22 protein-coding genes are annotated in these 17,265 nt (G+C 64.6%); 13 read left to right on the plus strand and 9 right to left on the minus strand.

The features are described 5' to 3' along the window. Positions 1-155 precede the first annotated feature (155 nt). Entirely contained in the window at positions 156-779 is a 624-nt protein-coding gene (locus tag AU188_RS05250) for a class I SAM-dependent methyltransferase (RefSeq protein ID WP_059162684.1), read from the plus strand. Between the two features lie 80 nt (positions 780-859). On the opposite strand, the gene AU188_RS05255 is transcribed toward AU188_RS05250, so the two are convergent. After that, positions 860-1,426: a dihydrofolate reductase family protein gene (locus AU188_RS05255; RefSeq protein WP_059162685.1), complete on the minus strand. Its 567-nt coding sequence runs from the start codon at positions 1,424-1,426 to the stop codon at positions 860-862. A gap of 164 nt (positions 1,427-1,590) precedes the next feature. On the opposite strand from AU188_RS05255, the gene AU188_RS05260 reads away from it, so the two are divergent. The 5 genes from AU188_RS05260 (at position 1,591) to AU188_RS05280 (ending at position 3,891) form a co-directional block, all read left to right on the plus strand. Beyond that, positions 1,591-2,247, plus strand: coding sequence for a DUF4304 domain-containing protein (locus tag AU188_RS05260; protein ID WP_059162686.1), 657 nt, complete (start codon positions 1,591-1,593; stop codon positions 2,245-2,247). A 293-nt stretch (positions 2,248-2,540) separates the two neighbouring features. Continuing rightward, complete coding sequence (locus tag AU188_RS05265) at positions 2,541-2,774, plus strand: hypothetical protein (protein WP_039379689.1); 234 nt, start codon at positions 2,541-2,543, stop codon at positions 2,772-2,774. Further along, positions 2,764-3,075: a type II toxin-antitoxin system PemK/MazF family toxin gene (locus tag AU188_RS05270; RefSeq protein WP_059162687.1), complete on the plus strand. Its 312-nt coding sequence runs from the start codon at positions 2,764-2,766 to the stop codon at positions 3,073-3,075. Before AU188_RS05265 ends, AU188_RS05270 begins: the two co-directional genes overlap by 11 nt. 280 nt (positions 3,076-3,355) lie before the next feature. Next, positions 3,356-3,562 carry an antitoxin MazE-like protein gene (locus tag AU188_RS05275; RefSeq protein ID WP_059162786.1) on the plus strand — a complete coding sequence of 69 codons (207 nt, stop codon included), beginning with the start codon at positions 3,356-3,358 and terminating at the stop codon, positions 3,560-3,562. Then, complete coding sequence (locus AU188_RS05280; protein ID WP_059162688.1) at positions 3,559-3,891, plus strand: type II toxin-antitoxin system PemK/MazF family toxin; 333 nt, start codon at positions 3,559-3,561, stop codon at positions 3,889-3,891. The genes AU188_RS05275 and AU188_RS05280 overlap by 4 nt, the downstream gene beginning before the upstream one ends. Positions 3,892-4,346: 455 nt before the next feature. On the opposite strand, the gene AU188_RS05285 is transcribed toward AU188_RS05280, so the two are convergent. Both AU188_RS05285 and AU188_RS05290 read right to left on the minus strand, forming a co-directional pair. Further along, positions 4,347-4,649 carry a hypothetical protein gene (locus tag AU188_RS05285; protein ID WP_059162689.1) on the minus strand — a complete coding sequence of 101 codons (303 nt, stop codon included), beginning with the start codon at positions 4,647-4,649 and terminating at the stop codon, positions 4,347-4,349. After that, the gene (locus AU188_RS05290; protein WP_059162690.1) at positions 4,646-4,873 is read right to left on the minus strand and encodes a ribbon-helix-helix protein, CopG family; all 228 of its coding nucleotides are present in this window, start codon (positions 4,871-4,873) and stop codon (positions 4,646-4,648) included. Before AU188_RS05290 ends, AU188_RS05285 begins: the two co-directional genes overlap by 4 nt. A gap of 1,212 nt (positions 4,874-6,085) precedes the next feature. Here AU188_RS05290 and AU188_RS05295 point away from each other — a divergent pair. Both AU188_RS05295 and AU188_RS05300 read left to right on the plus strand, forming a co-directional pair. Next, positions 6,086-6,871, plus strand: coding sequence for a bestrophin-like domain (locus AU188_RS05295; protein ID WP_059162787.1), 786 nt, complete (start codon positions 6,086-6,088; stop codon positions 6,869-6,871). Between the two features lie 88 nt (positions 6,872-6,959). After that, a complete protein-coding gene (locus tag AU188_RS05300; protein WP_059162691.1) occupies positions 6,960-7,364 on the plus strand; it encodes a hypothetical protein in 405 nt (134 codons plus the stop codon). Between the two features lie 19 nt (positions 7,365-7,383). Here AU188_RS05300 and AU188_RS05305 read toward each other — a convergent pair whose 3' ends face one another. From AU188_RS05305 to AU188_RS05325, 5 genes are read right to left on the minus strand one after another with little or no spacing between them, the layout of a single operon-like run. Beyond that, entirely contained in the window at positions 7,384-8,205 is an 822-nt protein-coding gene (locus AU188_RS05305) for a thioesterase family protein (RefSeq protein ID WP_059162692.1), read from the minus strand. Between the two features lie 37 nt (positions 8,206-8,242). Then, complete coding sequence (locus AU188_RS05310) at positions 8,243-8,944, minus strand: SDR family NAD(P)-dependent oxidoreductase (protein WP_059162693.1); 702 nt, start codon at positions 8,942-8,944, stop codon at positions 8,243-8,245. Positions 8,945-8,948: 4 nt separating this feature from the next. Then, complete coding sequence (locus tag AU188_RS05315) at positions 8,949-9,548, minus strand: TetR/AcrR family transcriptional regulator (RefSeq protein WP_156426586.1); 600 nt, start codon at positions 9,546-9,548, stop codon at positions 8,949-8,951. A 50-nt stretch (positions 9,549-9,598) separates the two neighbouring features. Further along, complete coding sequence (locus AU188_RS05320; RefSeq protein WP_156426587.1) at positions 9,599-10,714, minus strand: CapA family protein; 1,116 nt, start codon at positions 10,712-10,714, stop codon at positions 9,599-9,601. 18 nt (positions 10,715-10,732) lie between these two features. Then, positions 10,733-11,347 (minus strand): class I SAM-dependent methyltransferase, encoded by a 615-nt coding sequence (locus AU188_RS05325; protein ID WP_059162694.1) that lies wholly within the window; start codon positions 11,345-11,347, stop codon positions 10,733-10,735. A gap of 46 nt (positions 11,348-11,393) precedes the next feature. Here AU188_RS05325 and AU188_RS05330 point away from each other — a divergent pair, with 46 nt between their 5' ends. The 3 genes from AU188_RS05330 to AU188_RS05340 are packed head-to-tail and all read left to right on the plus strand — an operon-like array spanning position 11,394 to position 14,280. After that, positions 11,394-11,888: a MerR family transcriptional regulator gene (locus AU188_RS05330; RefSeq protein WP_082686499.1), complete on the plus strand. Its 495-nt coding sequence runs from the start codon at positions 11,394-11,396 to the stop codon at positions 11,886-11,888. Next, complete coding sequence (locus AU188_RS05335) at positions 11,885-12,769, plus strand: alpha/beta fold hydrolase (protein WP_059162695.1); 885 nt, start codon at positions 11,885-11,887, stop codon at positions 12,767-12,769. The genes AU188_RS05330 and AU188_RS05335 overlap by 4 nt, the downstream gene beginning before the upstream one ends. A 38-nt stretch (positions 12,770-12,807) precedes the next feature. Next, positions 12,808-14,280 carry an MFS transporter gene (locus tag AU188_RS05340; RefSeq protein ID WP_059162696.1) on the plus strand — a complete coding sequence of 491 codons (1,473 nt, stop codon included), beginning with the start codon at positions 12,808-12,810 and terminating at the stop codon, positions 14,278-14,280. A gap of 16 nt (positions 14,281-14,296) precedes the next feature. On the opposite strand, the gene AU188_RS05345 is transcribed toward AU188_RS05340, so the two are convergent. Continuing rightward, complete coding sequence (locus tag AU188_RS05345; RefSeq protein ID WP_059162697.1) at positions 14,297-14,725, minus strand: type II toxin-antitoxin system Rv0910 family toxin; 429 nt, start codon at positions 14,723-14,725, stop codon at positions 14,297-14,299. A 194-nt stretch (positions 14,726-14,919) separates the two neighbouring features. Between AU188_RS05345 and AU188_RS05350 the strand changes: the two genes are divergently transcribed. Beyond that, positions 14,920-16,044: an ABC transporter ATP-binding protein gene (locus tag AU188_RS05350; protein ID WP_059162698.1), complete on the plus strand. Its 1,125-nt coding sequence runs from the start codon at positions 14,920-14,922 to the stop codon at positions 16,042-16,044. A 51-nt stretch (positions 16,045-16,095) separates the two neighbouring features. Further along, positions 16,096-17,265, plus strand: coding sequence for a polyamine ABC transporter substrate-binding protein (locus tag AU188_RS05355; RefSeq protein ID WP_059162699.1), 1,170 nt, complete (start codon positions 16,096-16,098; stop codon positions 17,263-17,265).

The following is a 17,265-nucleotide window of genomic DNA, read 5'->3' on the forward strand; positions in this document are numbered from 1 at the left end:
CCGGCAAGTCGCCCGCAGGCCGGCACGCGATACGCCGTCGTGGTCCAATCGATGAACACTCCATGATCGCAATTGCTCGCGGCCCAGGCGCGTGTTGCGAGAGACAGATGATCTGAGAAGTGTTGCTTCGCAGCCCGGTTGTTAGCGTTGCGCTTATGGGAGGAGAGCAGCTCCAGCGCTGGAATCACAACATTCACTACCACCAGCTCGTACTCGATGCAGTGCCTGTTGACGCTCGTTCCGCGCTCGACGTGGGGACGGGGAACGGTTTGCTCGCCGCCGATCTACGTCAGAGAGTCCCCGAGGTCGTGGCGATCGACGTGGATGATGACGTGTTGGAAGCCGCGCGCGGGGAAGTCGACGGTGTCGACTGGATTCTCGGTGATGTGGTGACTTACCGATTTCAGCGGACTTTCGACGTGGTCGCATCCGTCGCAGCGTTGCATCACCTGCCTGATCTCAGGGCCGCTCTTCGGCGTTTCGCGGAATTGACCTCACCGGGCGGTGTTCTGGTTGTGGTCGGCCTGGCACGGTCGACACGTCCGCGGGAGTTCGCCGTCGACGTGCTCGGCGTGGTCCAGCACCGGTGGCTGTCGTTGCGTCGAGGCCATTGGGAGCACACCGCCCCGACCGTATGGCCGCCGGCACACTCGTATTCGGAGGTTCGTCAGTGCGCGGAAGAGGAGCTTCCCGGTGTGCAATGGCGACGGCTGCCGATGTTCCGCTATGCGTTGACCTGGCGAAAGCTCCCGATCGGCCGGACCGTAGCGCCGGGATAGTCGCGAAGTGGCGCTCCCGAGCACTTCATGCAGCGTCGGGGGATTGGTGTGCTCGAAGAAAAGCGGAAGGAATCATCTCGTTAGACGTGTTTCGCCCCGTAGCGCAGCAGGACGGTGCCACACGGGAAGGTACGGTTTTCCAACAGCCGCAGCGAGATCCATGACGGCAGGGTCGGGAAGAACCGGATGCCGCCGCCCACGGCGGTTGGCGCAACCACGATCCGGTACTCGTCCACCAGCCCGGCCTGCACGATCGGTGCGGCCAGCGTCGCGCCGGCCACCTCCAGCTGGCCACCGGTTTCGGCTTTCAGCTTCGTCACCACCTCGACCGGGTCACCGCGTTCCAGGCGGGAGTTCCAGTCGACGGACTCCAGGGTGCGCGAGAACACGACCTTGGGCATGTCGCGCCAAATGCGGGCGAAGTCGACGATCAGAGGAGTGGCGTCCGGGTCCTGGTCGGCGGTCGGCCAGTACGCGGACATCAGGTCGTAGAGCCGCCGGCCATAGAGCGCCAGGGCGGTCTCGCGTTCGAAGTCGTTCCAGTACTGGTGCAGTTCTTCGCTCGGATCACTCCAGTCGATGTTGCCTTGTGCGTCCGCGATATACCCGTCCACCGACACGTTGAAGCCATAAATGAGTCTGCCCATGCAGATAAGACTGCACCGGGGCGCAGGACTCATCGCGCCGCGGGGTGACACGAGGAATTGACGAATCCCGTGAATGGGCGAGCCTCAGGCGGTGTCCTTCGTAGTTTGCCTTCGCCCCAAATTGGTGCACTGAGGGACTGTGCCTGCGACTTAGCCTTGGGATCATGGGGGAGAGCACAGCCGACGAATCATTGCAGCGGGCTTACGAAGCGATGATTTCCGCCGATGTCGGCCCATTCCTGCGAGCGCGCGGCTTCGACGTATCCGGCTCCAGCTTCGAGCGGGAACGAGGACCGCTGTATGACATGATCAACTTTCAGCCCGACTGGCATAACGGCACCATGACCTGGCATGGATTCTTCATCAATGTGGGCATCGGGTCGGCTGAGGTCGACGCCGCCTGTCCCGGATACGAGCGGGTGCGGCATCCCCTCAAAGGTTCACTACTGCAACGTCGTTGGGAACATCTGGTACCCGATCTGCCGTACGAGGTGCGGTTCGACAATCACACCGACATGCGGCAGTTCGCCGCCGCGCTGTGCGATGGCCTCGATCTGGTGCTCGCTGAGATGGAACGGATAAGCACGACTGAGCAGTTGGTGCGGTATGCAGTGGACAACAACTTGCTGATCGAATACGACAAGACCTGCCGATACCTGGCCGCAATCGACGATATCGACACGCTGATGGAGTACGTCACGACGTTGCACAATTGCTTCGGGCGTCAAGACCGTTGGTCGATCTTCGACCGGAGCATCAGCACGGCTGTTGGGCGCTGGGCGCAGGTGTTACGGGAGCGAGGAGTGCTTGACCCGAACTGAATACTCTTGTTCCACAAGACGAGATGATTCGCTGTTACCGGCCATGTTCGATTTCGCCGCACTCCTGGCCATTCGAGCTGGAACAGAAGCGCGTCGAGGAAGGGCCGTGCCTTGAGCTTCATAGTGGAGACGGGTGACCTATGGCTGGGACGATCCCGATGGACGTGTTTGTTCGCTGCATGACTACTCGGGCTGTCGCTGGTTAGACGCTACCCGCGGGGCGCCGCTGCTCTGGGAGACGCCGCTCATGCCGCTGTAGGAAATGTCTTACAAAACGTCGTACAATGCTTGGTATGGCTGACACGATTACCTTCCGGCCGGACGAAGACACTGCGAAGGCGCTCGAAGTTTTGACCAAAGATGGCGCGGCTGTGTCCGCAGTCGTCCGATCTGCTCTTATCGATGCCGCACGGCGGAAGGCCAGTGCGGCGATCCGCGCTGAGGCGGAAAGGCTGGCCGCCGACGAGTCGGACCGCGCCGAGGCCATGCAGGTGCTGCGCGATATGGAAACGCTGCGTGCGTGGTGAGGTCTTCCAGCTGCATGCCCCGCGGGGGAGCCGCGGTCACGAGCAGTCCGGTTCCCGCTACGCCGTCGTTGTCCAGTCAGACCAACTGCCTCTGTCGACCTGGTTGGTTGCGCCAACGTCTATGTCGGCTCGTGCCGCTAGCTTTCGTCCCGAGGTTGAAATCGGCGGCGTGAAGACTCGAGTGCTTGCCGAGCAGGCCGCGGCGGTCCACCCGGGCCGTCTCGGCAAGAGCGTCGGGTTCCTGAGCTTCGACGAGATGCGCCGCGTTGACGCGGCACTGCGCATCGTTCTGGATCTGTAAGCGCTGCACCGTCACATCATCATCAGGTGAAGACAATTGGGGTGCAGTGCAATACGGCGCACTTTATCGGTAATCCGCCATACTCGATTCCGTCGTATTCCGCCAGGTCGCATGTGGTGCGTCAGGTCCGAACCCCTTCACCAGGCTCATGCCGACGACCATCTTCAGGTAGCTCAGGCGAACCGACGACCCGCAGCCATGGCTTTGGAATGTCTGTTTGCTGACCCGGTCGATCTGTTATCCGGCTGCACAGATTCTTCGTTACATGGAACATGGCGGCATGGCAGTGAGAGAAAGAGTCGCAGAATACCGACGGCGAATGCGGGAGCGGGGCCTGCGACCGCTGCAGGTCTGGGCGCCTGACATGCGCACTGAGAGTTTCGCCGCCGAGGCGCACCGCCAGGCTTCGTTGGTCGCGCGAGCGGACGAAAGCACCGACGACCAGGACTTCATCGAGGCCATCTCGACGCCATGGGATGAGGAGTGAACAGAGGGGAGATCTGGTCCGTAGCCGGAGGCGCCTACGGGACCAAACCGAGTCCCGCGGTGATTGTTCAGGACGATCTCTTCGACGCCACGAGTTCAGTAACTGTTGCTCCCATGTCCAGCACGCTGTTAGATGCGCCGTTGATGCGCATTCGGATAGCCGGCGGAGACGGGCGCTTATCCGGACTTGATCACGACAGTGACGTGATGATCGACAAGCTCACTACCGTCAAAAGGTCGAACGTCCACACCCGAGTCGGTCGGCTGACAGCGGAGCAAGTCATCGAGGTCGAGCGAGCGATGATGGCATTCCTTGGCCTTGCTCGATAGGTGAGAACCGTTGGGCGGCATCGCAATATGCGCTTTCCTACTTGACATAATGTGGCTTATCGGCATAAAAGGGAAGTGAGTTGCGCCTAATGAAAGTAATCACGCGCCGCGACGATTGGCCGATCTAGGCATGTCGCGACCGTAATTCTGCATCCTGACTTCCCGACGAGTTGGTCGTACCGCTGGCGCAAAGGCATTACACGTTTCAGGTGGTAGGTGAAACCATCCGGATGCCCAGGCGACCGGTCCTTGTAATCGGTGGTCGATCGACCACCCACCTTCTCGGCCCTCCCCGTACGTCACCCGTAATACGTCACTGTGACGAATTACCCTGTGCTGCAAGGCTACTGGTGGGTACAACAGATTGGTGCGGCTGAGGTCGCCGTTGGGAGCACACGACCTACTTCAACAGGAGGCTCGTGAGATTGGCGCCCTGGGTCGTCCGGTGTGCACGGCTACGAGATCAGTGCCGCCACAATCGATGTTGCCTCGTCGAGGGCGACTGCTCCGACGGTACCGATCGGTTCGCCGAGCGCCGAACCCGGTAACCAATGAACGAGTTCGGGGAGAAGCGTGCCTTCGGGCTGATCGATGGGGACAACCATGGCTATGGCGTCGGCTGGGATGGGGCCGGGGATGAAGGGGCACGTGATGAGACGGCCGGTACCAGCAGCGAGGTGGATCGAGTTGGAGAGCACCACCACGTATAGATCGCGGCTGCTGTCCTCGCGTGGTGCGATGTCGCCGGGAGCGATCACAAGCCCGCGGCCCGGTTCGCCTCATACACCTGCTCGGCATAGGAGTCGATGTTCAGCGCCGGCGCCGTGCGGGTTGTGTAGGTCTGCAGCGCACGACGAAGGTGTTCGTTTCGCAACGCTCGCTCGATCATCTCCGACCGATTCAGCCCGGCCGCCTTGGCATCGGCGTCAGCGTCGGCGAGCACGGTCGCATCGACAGTCACAGAGATCTTCTCTTTGGCCATATAGACATACTACTAATGATCCTACTGTCCGCGGGCTCGCTCTTCTCGGAAGCCGCTGCACTCCCCTCCGTCCACAAGCAACTCCTCCCTGTCCCCTGCGCCTCCGCCAATACGTCACTGTGACGAATTAGCTTGTTTCGCAAGGGTATTCAACGTCACGTCAGGCTGACGTTCGACCCGATCTCCAATTGGTCCATGACATGGTCGAGAGCTGCCGGGCAGCGGCCAAACGATCGACCGGCATTCGCAGCTGCCAGGCAACGACGACGTGCCGCCCAGCCTCATCGACTACCGGCAGCTGCAGCGACGGACGATGCCGACACCGGCGTGTGAATCAGCCGGCCTGATCGGAAAAATAAGACGAGAGTGACACCAGATGGACCCGCTGACAGCCACAACAATCGAACCTCTGATGTTTGCCGTGAACTAGTCCACGCAGCCGATCTGCAGAACAGTAGCAAAGCACCTGACGGCTGTGTAATCATGAACTAGCTGCGAAACACCCCAACGATGGGACTTACCGGCGAACGGAGGAAACAACAAATGTGGCATTATCGGACCGTCGCCGGCGTCCTTGTAGCGGAAGGCTTGGCCGTCGGCTTCGCCGTGCTCTCCACGGGCGTGGCCGCTGCAGACTCGGTGGGTGCAGCCGGTGCGGCAGCTGAGGCGGAGTACGTCAGGCTGATACAACAAACTGGTTGGCAACCGCCGCCCTCAAATGACCCGATGAGAATGACTGTGCTCGAAGGCTATCTCGTCTGTGAGGTTGCACGAGCCGGGGCGGTTCCTAACCCGCTACTTTTCCCAGCTGCCCAAGCGACCCTGTGCCCTGACGTCGTCGATCCGGTGATTCCGGCAGCTCCCCCGCCGCCGCCCGCCGTTCCGCCGAGACCACTCACACCGCAAGAAGAGGCAATCATGAACAACCCGGAGTGGAACTCTACTTGGGTCAACTGACAGCTCCGGCTATGGATGACGGCTGAGAAGGAGCACCGACCGCTATGGAGCAGTGCGTCGCTTGAGTCCCTGCCTCGGCGGACGGACCCATACCGAGCTCGTTACCTCACAGTGACGAATCCCGCTGTGCCGCAAGGGCGACACGGCTGCGCTCGTCGGTACAGTTGCCCAACCAGCATTCAGCGCAGTGCAATCTGGCGACCAAGCGACCGAATCTGGCGCCGCGACGAAATGTTGGCTGGCATCCTGTCAACCATGGGCGACTTTGGAGTGATCGGCGCTTGGCTACTGCTTGCCGCCGTAATCGTCGGCGGGGTGGCGTTAGCGATCGGCAGCGTGCTGCTCGCCAGCCGCATCGTTGCCCGGAACTCGCGCCCGGAGCACAACTCGATACTGTCGCCGTTCCTCACGGTGGTCGGCCTGATTTACGGTGCTCTCCTTGGGTTCACCGTGGTTGTCGGGTGGCAGCAGTACCTCTCGGCTGAGACGAATGTCGCCCAAGAGGCGTCTCTACTCAAGACGATGTACCGTCAGACCGTCGCAATGCCGCAGCCCGAACAATCGCAGGTGCGCGAGCAGCTCCGCAAGTACGCCGCCGCCATGCAAGGTCCGGAATGGGGCAAGAACGAGTTCGGCAACATCAGCAACGACGGCCGAGCGGCGATCACAGCCATGTACCGGATCGTCGGTGCTGACAAGCCAGGTGCTGCGGCCAGCCCGGTCGACCAGCAGTTCCTCAGCCAATTGACGGAAATGTCGTCCGTCCGCAGCGCACGGATCCTGGACGCCAAACCGCGCATCCCGACGCTGTTGTGGTGCGCATTGATCTTCGGCGGCCTTGTCCTGATCATGCTCACCAGCAACATGCGACTCGCTGATAGCCGTGCTCATATCGTCTTGGTCAGTGCCGTCACCGTGCTGCTTGTCCTGCTGCTGTACCTCATCTTTGTCCTGGACCACCCGTTTGGACCGATGGGCGTTACCCCAGAACCTTTTTCAGAGGCTTTCATGGTGTTCGATCTGGTCGACAGGGGAACGTGAGCGTCACGTTGCGAAACTCGGCCCAACCGGTGCAAGCGGCTTGTGCCAATCAACGGACAACGCGATCACAGTGCGGCATCGTTGTCACATGAGCCCCAAGGTTCCGACTCCCAAGGAGATCAAGGAAGCCGCACAGTCGGCGGCCGATACCGCACAGTCGCTCGCGAGCGAAGCCATGCGCATTCCGCCGGCATCGATACAGCTGGCTAGTCAATTGCCGGATCTCATCGAGAATCTGGCCACTGCTACCGAGCGCCTCAACACGGCGATCGACCGCGCGGAACGCTATCTCGCACTGGCCGATCCGATGATCCGGACCATGGACTCGATCCTGCCCCAACTCGAGGCGCTTGTGGCGACCGGCAACGAGGTGTACAACTCCGTGTCGCGTATCCCAGGCGTTTCCACCGTCGGCCGGTTCGCGAGTCGAGGTTCGAGCCAGCCGCCGAGCAAGAAGTCCTCGGGCGGCCGGACAACGCGGAAGAAGCCCTGACCGCCTGGTGGAGCCGTGATCACTCGTAGTTGATCTCGCCCCTCGGGAATGGTCGATTCCTGAAGTCGATCTGCGCGGCCGGGTTCGCCACCGCCGTCACCATGCCGGACCCGAACGCGCCCTGGCGGTCGAACAACGTCGCGGTCCCCACTGCGATGCCGTCGGCCGCCCAGTGCGAGTCGCCCTGCACGAGGATCCAGTCGTCGACCGGTAGTCGCGACATCGCGACGGTCAGATCCCCGTTGATATAGCCGATTCCGTCGGTGCCGAGGTTGGTCACCAGGCTGGTCGACTCCGCGACCGTGACGGCTCTGGCGAACGGCGAAACCTTCTCGCCCGCAACGATGTTCGCACTCGAAAAGTAGAAGCGCTTGCGTGAGGTGTTCTGGTGCGCGGCGGGTGAACGTGTCCATCCGCCGTCGTCGCTGCCGATGTACGGCGCCAGCGTGTCGTCTCGCTCAGGAAGCTCGGGAGCAGAATCCGGTGTGGCCCATTCCTGCCCGGGTGGCGGCGACGACCGCCGGTACTGCACGAGGGTGGCATGTGCGACCGGGCGGCCGTCCTGCACCACATCGCATTCCGCGTTACGCACTCGGCGTCCGTCCCGTATCAGCCGTACCTCGACGGTGGTGGGGACGTTTCGCGCGGCCCGAAACAGATCCACCGTGAGCCGTGTCGGCATGAACTCGGCTGAGCCGTAGTGGTTCTCCAGCGTCTGCGCAGCCAACCCGACGATGGATGGACCGTTGAGGTGGTCATCGCCCCAATGGCTTTGGGCGAACACGGTCGGCATGAATTTACCGTCCGTGGTCGGGGTGAAATACGCAGGCTCGGTGGTCATTGGCGGATCTTCGCACAAGGTGTCGGCGGGCCGGCGGTCAGGTGTTGCGACCGCCGTTGACGCCGAGGATCTGCCCGGTGATGTAGCCGGCCTCTTCCGAGATCAGGAATGCGCATGCCGCCGCGATGTCTTCGGGCTTTCCCATGCGGCGCACGGGCGTCGCATCGATGGTGGCCTGGATGTTCCCGAGGTTGCCCCGCGCCTCGGCCGCCCGCAGCATCGGGGTGTCGATGAAGCCGGGCGGCACGGCGTTCACCGTGATACCGGCTGGGCCGTACTCCAGTGCCAACGTTTTCGTCAGGCCGTTGACCGCCGACTTCGCCGCAACATAGTGCGCCATGTACGGCGCGCCGGAGTGGGTGCTCGACGAGGAGGTGTTGACGATCCTGCCCCAGCCCGCCTCGACCATGTCGGACAACACGGCCTGGATGCAGTGGAAGACGCCGTTGAGGTTGACGTCGATGACGCGCTGCCATTGCTCGAACGTGATGTCGCTGAACCGCGAGAACCCGTCGAGGCCAGCAGCATTGACCAGGATCGTCACCGGCCCGAGTCGGGCGCGGACGGCCGACACCGCGGCGTCGACCTGTTCGCGGTCGGTCACATCGGCGGTGAACGCCAACTCGTCCTCGTTCGGCGTCAGGTCGACGACGGCGACGTGGTACCCACCGGCGCGAAGCCTGTCCACGACCGCACGACCGATCCCCGAGCCGCCGCCCGTGACCACCGCTGTCTTCATCTGCTCATCCCTTTCGTTGATGCGTTGAGCGCCGTGGCGTTCGCAATCCCAGCGTTCGTCTGCCTGCGTCCATCAGATGTGCGGCCAGTGCAGCGTCGTCGAACTGCACCCACATCGGTCCCACCGCTCCGGCCAGGCCCGCGAAGACCATCGCCGCCTTGATCTCCCCCGCCGGGCCCGGTTCGACATCGGCGAGCAGTCGCAGCTGCCGGGTGATCAGATCGCGCCAGTCGCGACGCTGCTGCAGCGCGGTGGCGACGCTGGGGTCGGCGGCCAGGACCGCGACGAGCCCCCGGTTGCGCACGGCCACATCCGCGTAACCGCTCAGCATCCATTCCGCCCTGGCGTGCGGGGTGCCGCGTTCTTCCGCCGCTTCGACGACCGTGCGCAGCTCCCCCAGTATCGGCTCGAGCACCGCCCCGAGAAGCTCCTCACGGGTCCGAAAGTGGTGGTATATCGCCGCTTTCGTGAATCCGAGTTCGTCGGCGATCATCTGCAGTGACGTCCCGGCGAAGCTGTGTCGGGTAAACAGCGCGACCGCGGCGTCGATGAGGCGCTGCCGGGTGTCCGTGGCGTCGGTTCTGTCCATCGCGGCGCCAACCATCACAAAATCCTGCTTTACGATCGTCAAGTTTTTACTAGCCGACCGTAAAGCTACCAGACGACCGTCAACGCCCCGTCCGACTCCCAGCGCACCCTCGTGGCGAACCGGGCGCTCATCTGCTCAACCGACGCGCGCAGCCATTCGGCATCCGAATCCGCGGCGCGTTCGAGCCGCATCCGGCGCATCCTCATCGGCACCAGTGTCAGCTGGGTGAGTCGGCCGCTGTGGCGGTCAATCGACGCGAAGTACAGCAATCGCAGATCGTGCCGGAACGCCTCGTATGTGGCGATGCCCTCGTAGTCGTCGATCGTGTCGCCGCACCCGTACAGGATCAGCTTGCCGCGATACACCTCGATCGGTCGCGGATGGTGGGACGAATGACCGTGTACGACATCGACGCCCTCATCGACGAGCCGATGCGCGAAGCGGATTTGCGCCTCGTCGACCTCGTAGCCCCAATTCGAGCCCCAGTGCATCGATACGACGGTGATGTCGCCGGGCCGCTTCTCGGCCAGGGTGCGGCCCGCGACCGCCGCTGCGGCGCAGTCGGACAGGTCGGAAACAAGCGCAACACCGGGCCGGCTGTCCGTCGCGGCCCAGCCCGACGGGATGCCGCTCGAGGGGAAACCGATCGCGCTCACCACTGCGCGGGTACCACCGGACATCTCGACGACCGCCGGTCGCGAAGCCTCTTCGATGTCTGAACCCGCTCCGGCACAGCGTGTTTCACCGCCGACGACGCGCAACGTCTCAGCCAGACCGGCATGGCCGAAGTCAAGAGTGTGGTTGTTCGCGAGCACGCAGACGTCGGGCCTGACCGCGCTGAGGCAACCGATGTTGTGCGGGTGCATCCGGTAGTGCACCGCCTTGCGGGGTGCGAACTCGCTGCTGGTCGTGACGCTCGTTTCCAGGTTGATCACGCGGACATCGGGAGTCATCTCGTCGAGGATCGACAGCGCGTCTCCCCACGGCCAACTGACGTCGACCGGCGCGGGAACGGGTCCGTTGATGCGCTCGGCGAGCCGCACATAGGTTCGGGCATCGGAGACCACGGATTCGCGCAGCCTCGGGTCTCCCGGGTGCGGCAGGATCTGATCGATGCCGCGACCCGTCATCACGTCTCCGGTGAGGAAGACGACGGCATCGGACCCCGTCGCGCGCGCCACGGTTTCATTGTCCGCCGGTCACGGTCGGTTGGCCCGCACCACCCACACGTCGCGGCGGCCCACTTTCCGGGTCTCCGCCTCGATGTCGCCGAAGCCCGCGGAGCGGCACTGCGCCACAAAGGAATCGACTTGCTGCCGGGTCCATCCGTGACTGGCGATACCCGTCGCTCCCGGTGGTGATTGACGCTCGACGGCGAGCAGTCGGCCACCCGGGACCAACAGCCGGTGCGCCTCGCTCAGCCCGGCGTCCAGGTCCTTCCAGTGGTGCACCGTCGCCAGCGACCACACCACCGTGGCCGAACCGTCCGGCAGTGGCACCCGCTCGGCGACGCCCTGTCGCCAGTCGATCGCCGCGTCGCGCGTGCAGAGGCGGGCGAGCCGAAGCATCACCGGGGCGGGGTCGACGCCGGTCACCGTCGCGCCGCGGCGTGCTGCCTCACGGGCGGCCGTGCCGGGCCCGCATCCGATGTCGACCACCCTGTCCTGTCGGGACACCCCGACGGCGTCGGCGGCCAGGCGCGCATTGGCGCGGCCCACGATCAGAAAGGCAAGCCCGCACAACGCTCCCACGGGGCCGGAGAAGCCCGGGTGGTCGGCGTGGTGGTTGGCGGGCATTTCCACGGGAGATGTCATGGTTGCGAGCTTGCCGGTTCAAGTCGACTTGAAGTCAAATGTCGGTATGGAAACGATCCCGATCGGCGAGGCGGCGGCCCGGCTCCAGATGACGTCGTCGGCTCTGCGGTACTACGACGAGCGCGGCCTGGTGTGCCCGCAGGCGCGGCGCGCCGGCACCCGCATGTACGGGCCCGAGGAGCTTCGCCGGTTGGCGTTCCTCAAGATCTTTCACCGATTGGGGCTGCCGCTCGACACCGCCGCCGCGGTCCTCGACGCGCCCAGCCCGCAATGGCGCGACCTCGTTCGCGAGCAGATCGCCCACCTCGACGACGTCATCGCCCAGGCCCGCGGCGCGCAGGACTTCCTCACCCACGCCCTGCACTGTCCGACGGATCACCCGGTGCGCGAGTGCCCGACGATGACCGGCGCACTGGATCGACTGGTCGACGGTATGTCGGTCGAGGAACTCGCGTCCGAGCGCGGCGGCGACCCGGGCGATACCACTCGCGGTTTCTGGGTAGGCACTGTGGACGACCGCGAAGGGGCCAGTCACACATGACCGACATCAACTTTCTCGAGTTGCACGGTGACCGTGTGGCCTATCGAGACATCGGTGACGGCGAAGAGGCATTGTTGTTGATCCACGGAATGGCCGGCAGTTCCGAAACGTGGCGGGCCGTCATCCCCCAGTTGTCGCGGAAATACCGCGTGGTCGCACCCGACCTGCTGGGACACGGTCAGTCCGACAAGCCGCGCGGCGACTACTCCCTGGGCGCGTTCGCGGTGTGGCTGCGCGATCTACTCGACGAGCTGAAAATTTCCCGTGCCACCGTGGTCGGGCAATCGCTCGGCGGCGGCGTGGCCATGCAGTTTGTCTATCAACACCCCGACCGGTGTCAACGGCTGGTGCTCATCAGCAGCGGCGGTCTGGGTCCCGATGTGGGCTGGACGCTGCGGCTGCTGTCGGCGCCCGGTTCGGAGTTTTTGCTCCCACTCATCGCGCCGCGGGCGATCCTGGCCGCGGGCAACAGGCTGCGCAACTGGTTCTCCACCGCTGGTATCCAATCGCCCCGAGGCGCAGAGATGTGGAGCGCCTATTCCTCACTTGCAGACGCCCAGACCCGCCACGCGTTCCTTCGCACGCTGCGCTCCGTGGTCGACTATCGCGGGCAGGCGGTCAGCGCGCTGAACCGGCTGCACGTCGCATCGGAGATGCCCGTCATGGCTATCTGGGGTGACCAGGATCGCATCATCCCGGTCGACCACGCGTACATGGCGCAAGAAGCGCGGCCCGAATGCCGGCTCGAAGTGCTCGAAGGCGTCGGCCACTTCCCGCACGTGGAACGCCCGAGTGAGGTGGTGGATCTGCTCGACGACTTCATCGCCACCACACCGGACGGTGCAGACCCGGCACCGGCTCCCGCGGACCACCGGACATAATCGACAGAACCGAAGATGGGCTAACGATCGGAGCGGGCGTGGTCGACACCGACACGACACGCTCGACCGGTCTCCCACCACTCCAGTCGCCGCGCCTGCTGGTCGCCGGGCTGTCCATCGTCGTGCTCACCGTCGCCGTCCTGCAGACCGCCGTCGTTCCGGTGCTCGGCATCATCGCCGACCAGCTGGACGCGTCCATCGTCGGGGTGAGTTGGGCCGTCACCGCGAACCTGCTCGCCGCCGTCGCCGCGACACCGCTGCTCGGGCGGCTCGCCGACCTGCACAGTAAGCACCGGGTGCTGCTCGGCGTGCTCGTCGTCGTGCTCGCCGGATCGCTGCTCGCCGCCACCACGTCGTCGCTCGAGCTGCTCATCGTCGCGCGTGTGCTGCAGGCCGCGTCCTACGCCCTGTATCCGATCAGCATCGCCATCCTGCGCGAGGAACTGTCCTCCGAGCGGCTGATGTCGGCGATGGCGGTGCTGTCCGGCACGTTGGGGTTCGGCGGCGGGACGGGCCTCGTCGTGGTCGGGTTGCTGATGAGCGGTGACGCCGGCTACCACCGGGTGTTCTGGCTGACGACGGCGTTCACGGTGATGGTGATCGCGATCGTGCTTCTGGTGGTGCCGCGGCGTCCGCGCAGCGCCGCCGGAACCATCGATTGGCTCGGCGCCACCGGGTTGGCGGTGGGCTTGTCGGCTCTGCTGCTGGCGATCACCCAGGGCCAGACGTGGGCATGGACGTCACCTGCCACCCTCGGCTGCGCGCTCGGCGGTGCGGCTGTGCTGACCGGGTGGTGGTGCTGGGAGCGGCGAGCGAGACAACCGCTGGTGTCGACGACGATGCTCACGCGGCGGCCGATCATGCTCACCAACCTCGCCACGATCTTCGTCGGTATGGGGCTGTACTTCGCGTTCCTCGGATTGACCCTGTTCGTCCAAATACCCCGTGGCGGTGCGGGGTACGGTTTCGGCGCGTCGGTGTTGGAAGCCAGCGTCGTCTATCTGTTGCCCGGCGCGTTCACTGGATTTCTCGTCGCGTTGGTCAGCGGGCGCTACATCGACCGCTTCGGTGCCCGGCCGGTGCTCATGCTGGCGGCGGTGGCGGGCATCGCCGGGTTCCTGTTCGTCACGTTCGCCCACTCCCACACCTGGCAGGTCATCGTCGCGGGCATCCTCGCCAACGCATACATCAGCCTCGGCTACGGCGCGCTGCCGGCGCTGGTCGTCAGCGAGGTCGGCGCCGGCGAAACCGGTGTGGCGACCAGCATGAACGCGATCGCGCGCACGATCGGCAGCTCGATGGCCGCCGCGCTGGTGGCCATGCTGCTCAGCCGGTCGACGCCCGGCACCGGAGTACCGATGGAGAGCAGTTTCTTCGCGATCTTCCTCGGAGGCGCGGTGACGGCCCTGTTGGCCTTGGTGTTGATCGCGGTATCGCGGCCGACGCCACGGCGCATCGATTCCGTCGAGGCGCGCTACGAGTCGCGCGCGATGAACCACGAATGGGGCTGACGGTCCGGCCAGTGGTTCAGCGAAGCGCGGCGAGGTTGGTGACCGACTTACGCACATCGGACTCGATCACCTTGGCGACCAGGTTGCCGATGCGAGTGTTCAACAGTCCGCCGGAGAGATCGGCGACCACCTGGAACGTCGAACCCGGTTTCTCGTCGCGGACACAGAGCGTCAGGCAGATGCGGATACCCGGCCTGCCGCGGCCGATCATCTCGATGACCTTCGGCTCGTCATAGCGGGTGACGCGCCAATGGATGGTGTTGCGGAAGCCTTTGACCTTGATCAACGAGGACACACAGGTACCTACCTCGATGTCCGACGGCACCTCGCTGCGCCAACCGCCGAAGATCGTCAGCCATTCGTCGAACCGGCTCAGATCCGACGCCAACGCCCACGCCTTGTGCGGCTCGAGATCCGATGACACCGAAACATCCACTGCTGCCATGCCCAATGCCGTACCCGGCGAAGCGGGACTGGTAAACGGTATTTCCCCCGACCAGCGCCTTCTGCTGGAAAACTGACCGAGACACCGGAGGAGGATCCGCACTGACCGGCTCACACACCACCGCGGTTGACCGATCATCGGGACACGACGAGGCGACCCGCCCCAGAGGTGCCCCGGTCATCGAGCTCGACCACGTGACGAAACAGTTCGGCGGCGATGTCGCCGTGGCCGACGCGGACTTCTCCATTGCGTCGGGTGAGTTCTTTTCGATCCTCGGACCGTCGGGCTGCGGCAAGACCACCACGTTGCGCATGATCGCCGGGTTCGAAACCCCGAGCGCCGGCGCGATCCGCCTCGAGGGCGCCGACGTGTCGCGGGTGCCGCCGCACAAACGCAGTGTCAACACGGTGTTTCAGCACTATGCACTGTTCCCGCACATGTCGGTGTGGGACAACGTCGCTTACGGCCCGCGCAGCAGGAAGCTGGACAAGGCCCACGGGAAAGGCACAGTCCGCAAACGGGTCGGCGACCTCTTGGAGATCGTGCGGCTGACCGATTACGCCGACCGCAGGCCCGGCCAGCTCTCCGGTGGCCAACAGCAGCGTGTGGCGCTGGCCCGGGCGTTGGTGAACTACCCGAGCGCGCTGCTGCTCGACGAACCACTCGGCGCGCTGGACCTCAAGCTCCGCCACGCCATGCAGGACGAGCTCAAGCGGATCCAGCGCGAGGTCGGCATCACGTTCGTCTACGTCACCCACGACCAGGAGGAAGCGCTGACCATGAGTGACCGCATCGCGGTCATGAACGCCGGCAATGTCGACCAGATCGGCACCCCCACCGAGATATACGACCGACCCGCAACGGTTTTCGTCGCGAGTTTCATCGGGCAGGCGAACCTGTGGGCGGGCACGCAGACCGGGCCGGTGCACCGCGACTTCGTCGACATCGAGGCGCTCGGGACCCGGTTGAAGGCCCGGGCCGGCGAGACCGCGATCGAACCCGGCGGGCACGCGACGCTGATGGTGCGCCCCGAGCGCGTCCGTGTCACTCCCCTTTCCCAGGATGCGCCAACCGGCGACGCCGCAGCCGTGCGCGCGACCGTCACCGACCTCACCTTCCAGGGGCCCGTGGTCCGGCTGACGCTGGCCGCGCCGGACGATTCGATGATCGTCGCCCACGTCGGTCCTGAACAAAACCTGCCGCTGCTGCGGCCGGGCGACGACGTCCACGTCTGCTGGGCGCCGGAGGCCTCGCTCGTCCTGCCCGCGGCCGACATCCCCACCACTGAGGACCTCGAGGAGATGCTCGACGACTCCTGAGTCGATGGTTGTCGACGCACTCCCCTCCCTCCGACGAAAGGCACAGCCGCCATGTCCGCACGCATAGAAGCCGCAGATTCTCGCCGCGTGTCACGTCGACGCTTCATCGGCGGGGGCACCGCGGCGGCGGCCGCCGCACTCGCCCTCGGCCCGTCCTTCCTGGCGGCATGCGGTTCCGACACCAGCCCCTCGGGCACCACCACCGAAGACGGCGGACCGGCGAGCGGCACACTACGGATTTCGAACTGGCCGCTGTACATGGCCGATGGGTTCATCGCGGCCTTCCAGCAAGCCTCGGGCATCACCGTCGACTACAAGGAGGACTTCAACGACAACGAGGAATGGTTCGCCAAGGTCAAGGAACCGCTGTCACGCAAGCAGGACATCGGCGCCGACCTCGTGGTGCCGACGGCGTTCATGGCGACCCAGGTCCGCAAGCTGAACTGGCTCAACGATTTCAGCGAAGGCGGCATCCCGAACAAGAAGAATCTGCGTCGCGACATGCTCGACGCGCCGATGGACCCCGGTCGCAAGTTCAGCGCGCCGTACCTGACGGGCATGGTCGGTCTCGCGTACAACCGCGCCGCCGCCGGGCGGGAGATCTCCAGGGTCGACGACCTGTGGGATCCGGCGTTCAAAGGCCGCGTCAGCATGCTCTCCGATTTCCAGGACGGCCTTGGCATGATCATGCAGTCGCAGGGGGGCGACCCCGCATCTCCCAACACAGAGTCGGTACAGAAGGCGGTCGACCTCGTCCGCGAGCAGAACGACAGGGGGCAGATCCGTAGGTTCACCGGAAACGACTACGCCGACGACCTGGCCGCGGGCAATGTCGTGCTGGCGCAAGCGTATTCGGGTGATGTCGTGCAGCTGCAGGCCGATAACCCCGACCTGCAATTCGTGGTCCCGGAATCCGGCGGCACCGACTTCGTCGACACCATGGTGATCCCGTACACGACGCAGAACCAGAAGGCGGCCGAGGCGTGGATCGACTACGTCTACGACCGGGCCAACTACGCCAAGCTGATCGCCTTCACGCAGTTCGTGCCGGTGCTCTCGGACATGACCCGCGAGCTCGACAAGATCAACCCGAACCTGGCCAAGAATGAACTGATCAACCCGCCGCAAGCCACGCTCGACCGGATCAAGGCCTGGGCGCCGCTCGAGGACGAGCAGAAGCAGCAGTACGCCACGATGTACGCAGCTGTCACCGGCGGTTGA

The organism is Mycobacterium sp. IS-3022 (assembly GCF_001500065.1).
Classification (GTDB): domain Bacteria; phylum Actinomycetota; class Actinomycetes; order Mycobacteriales; family Mycobacteriaceae; genus Mycobacterium.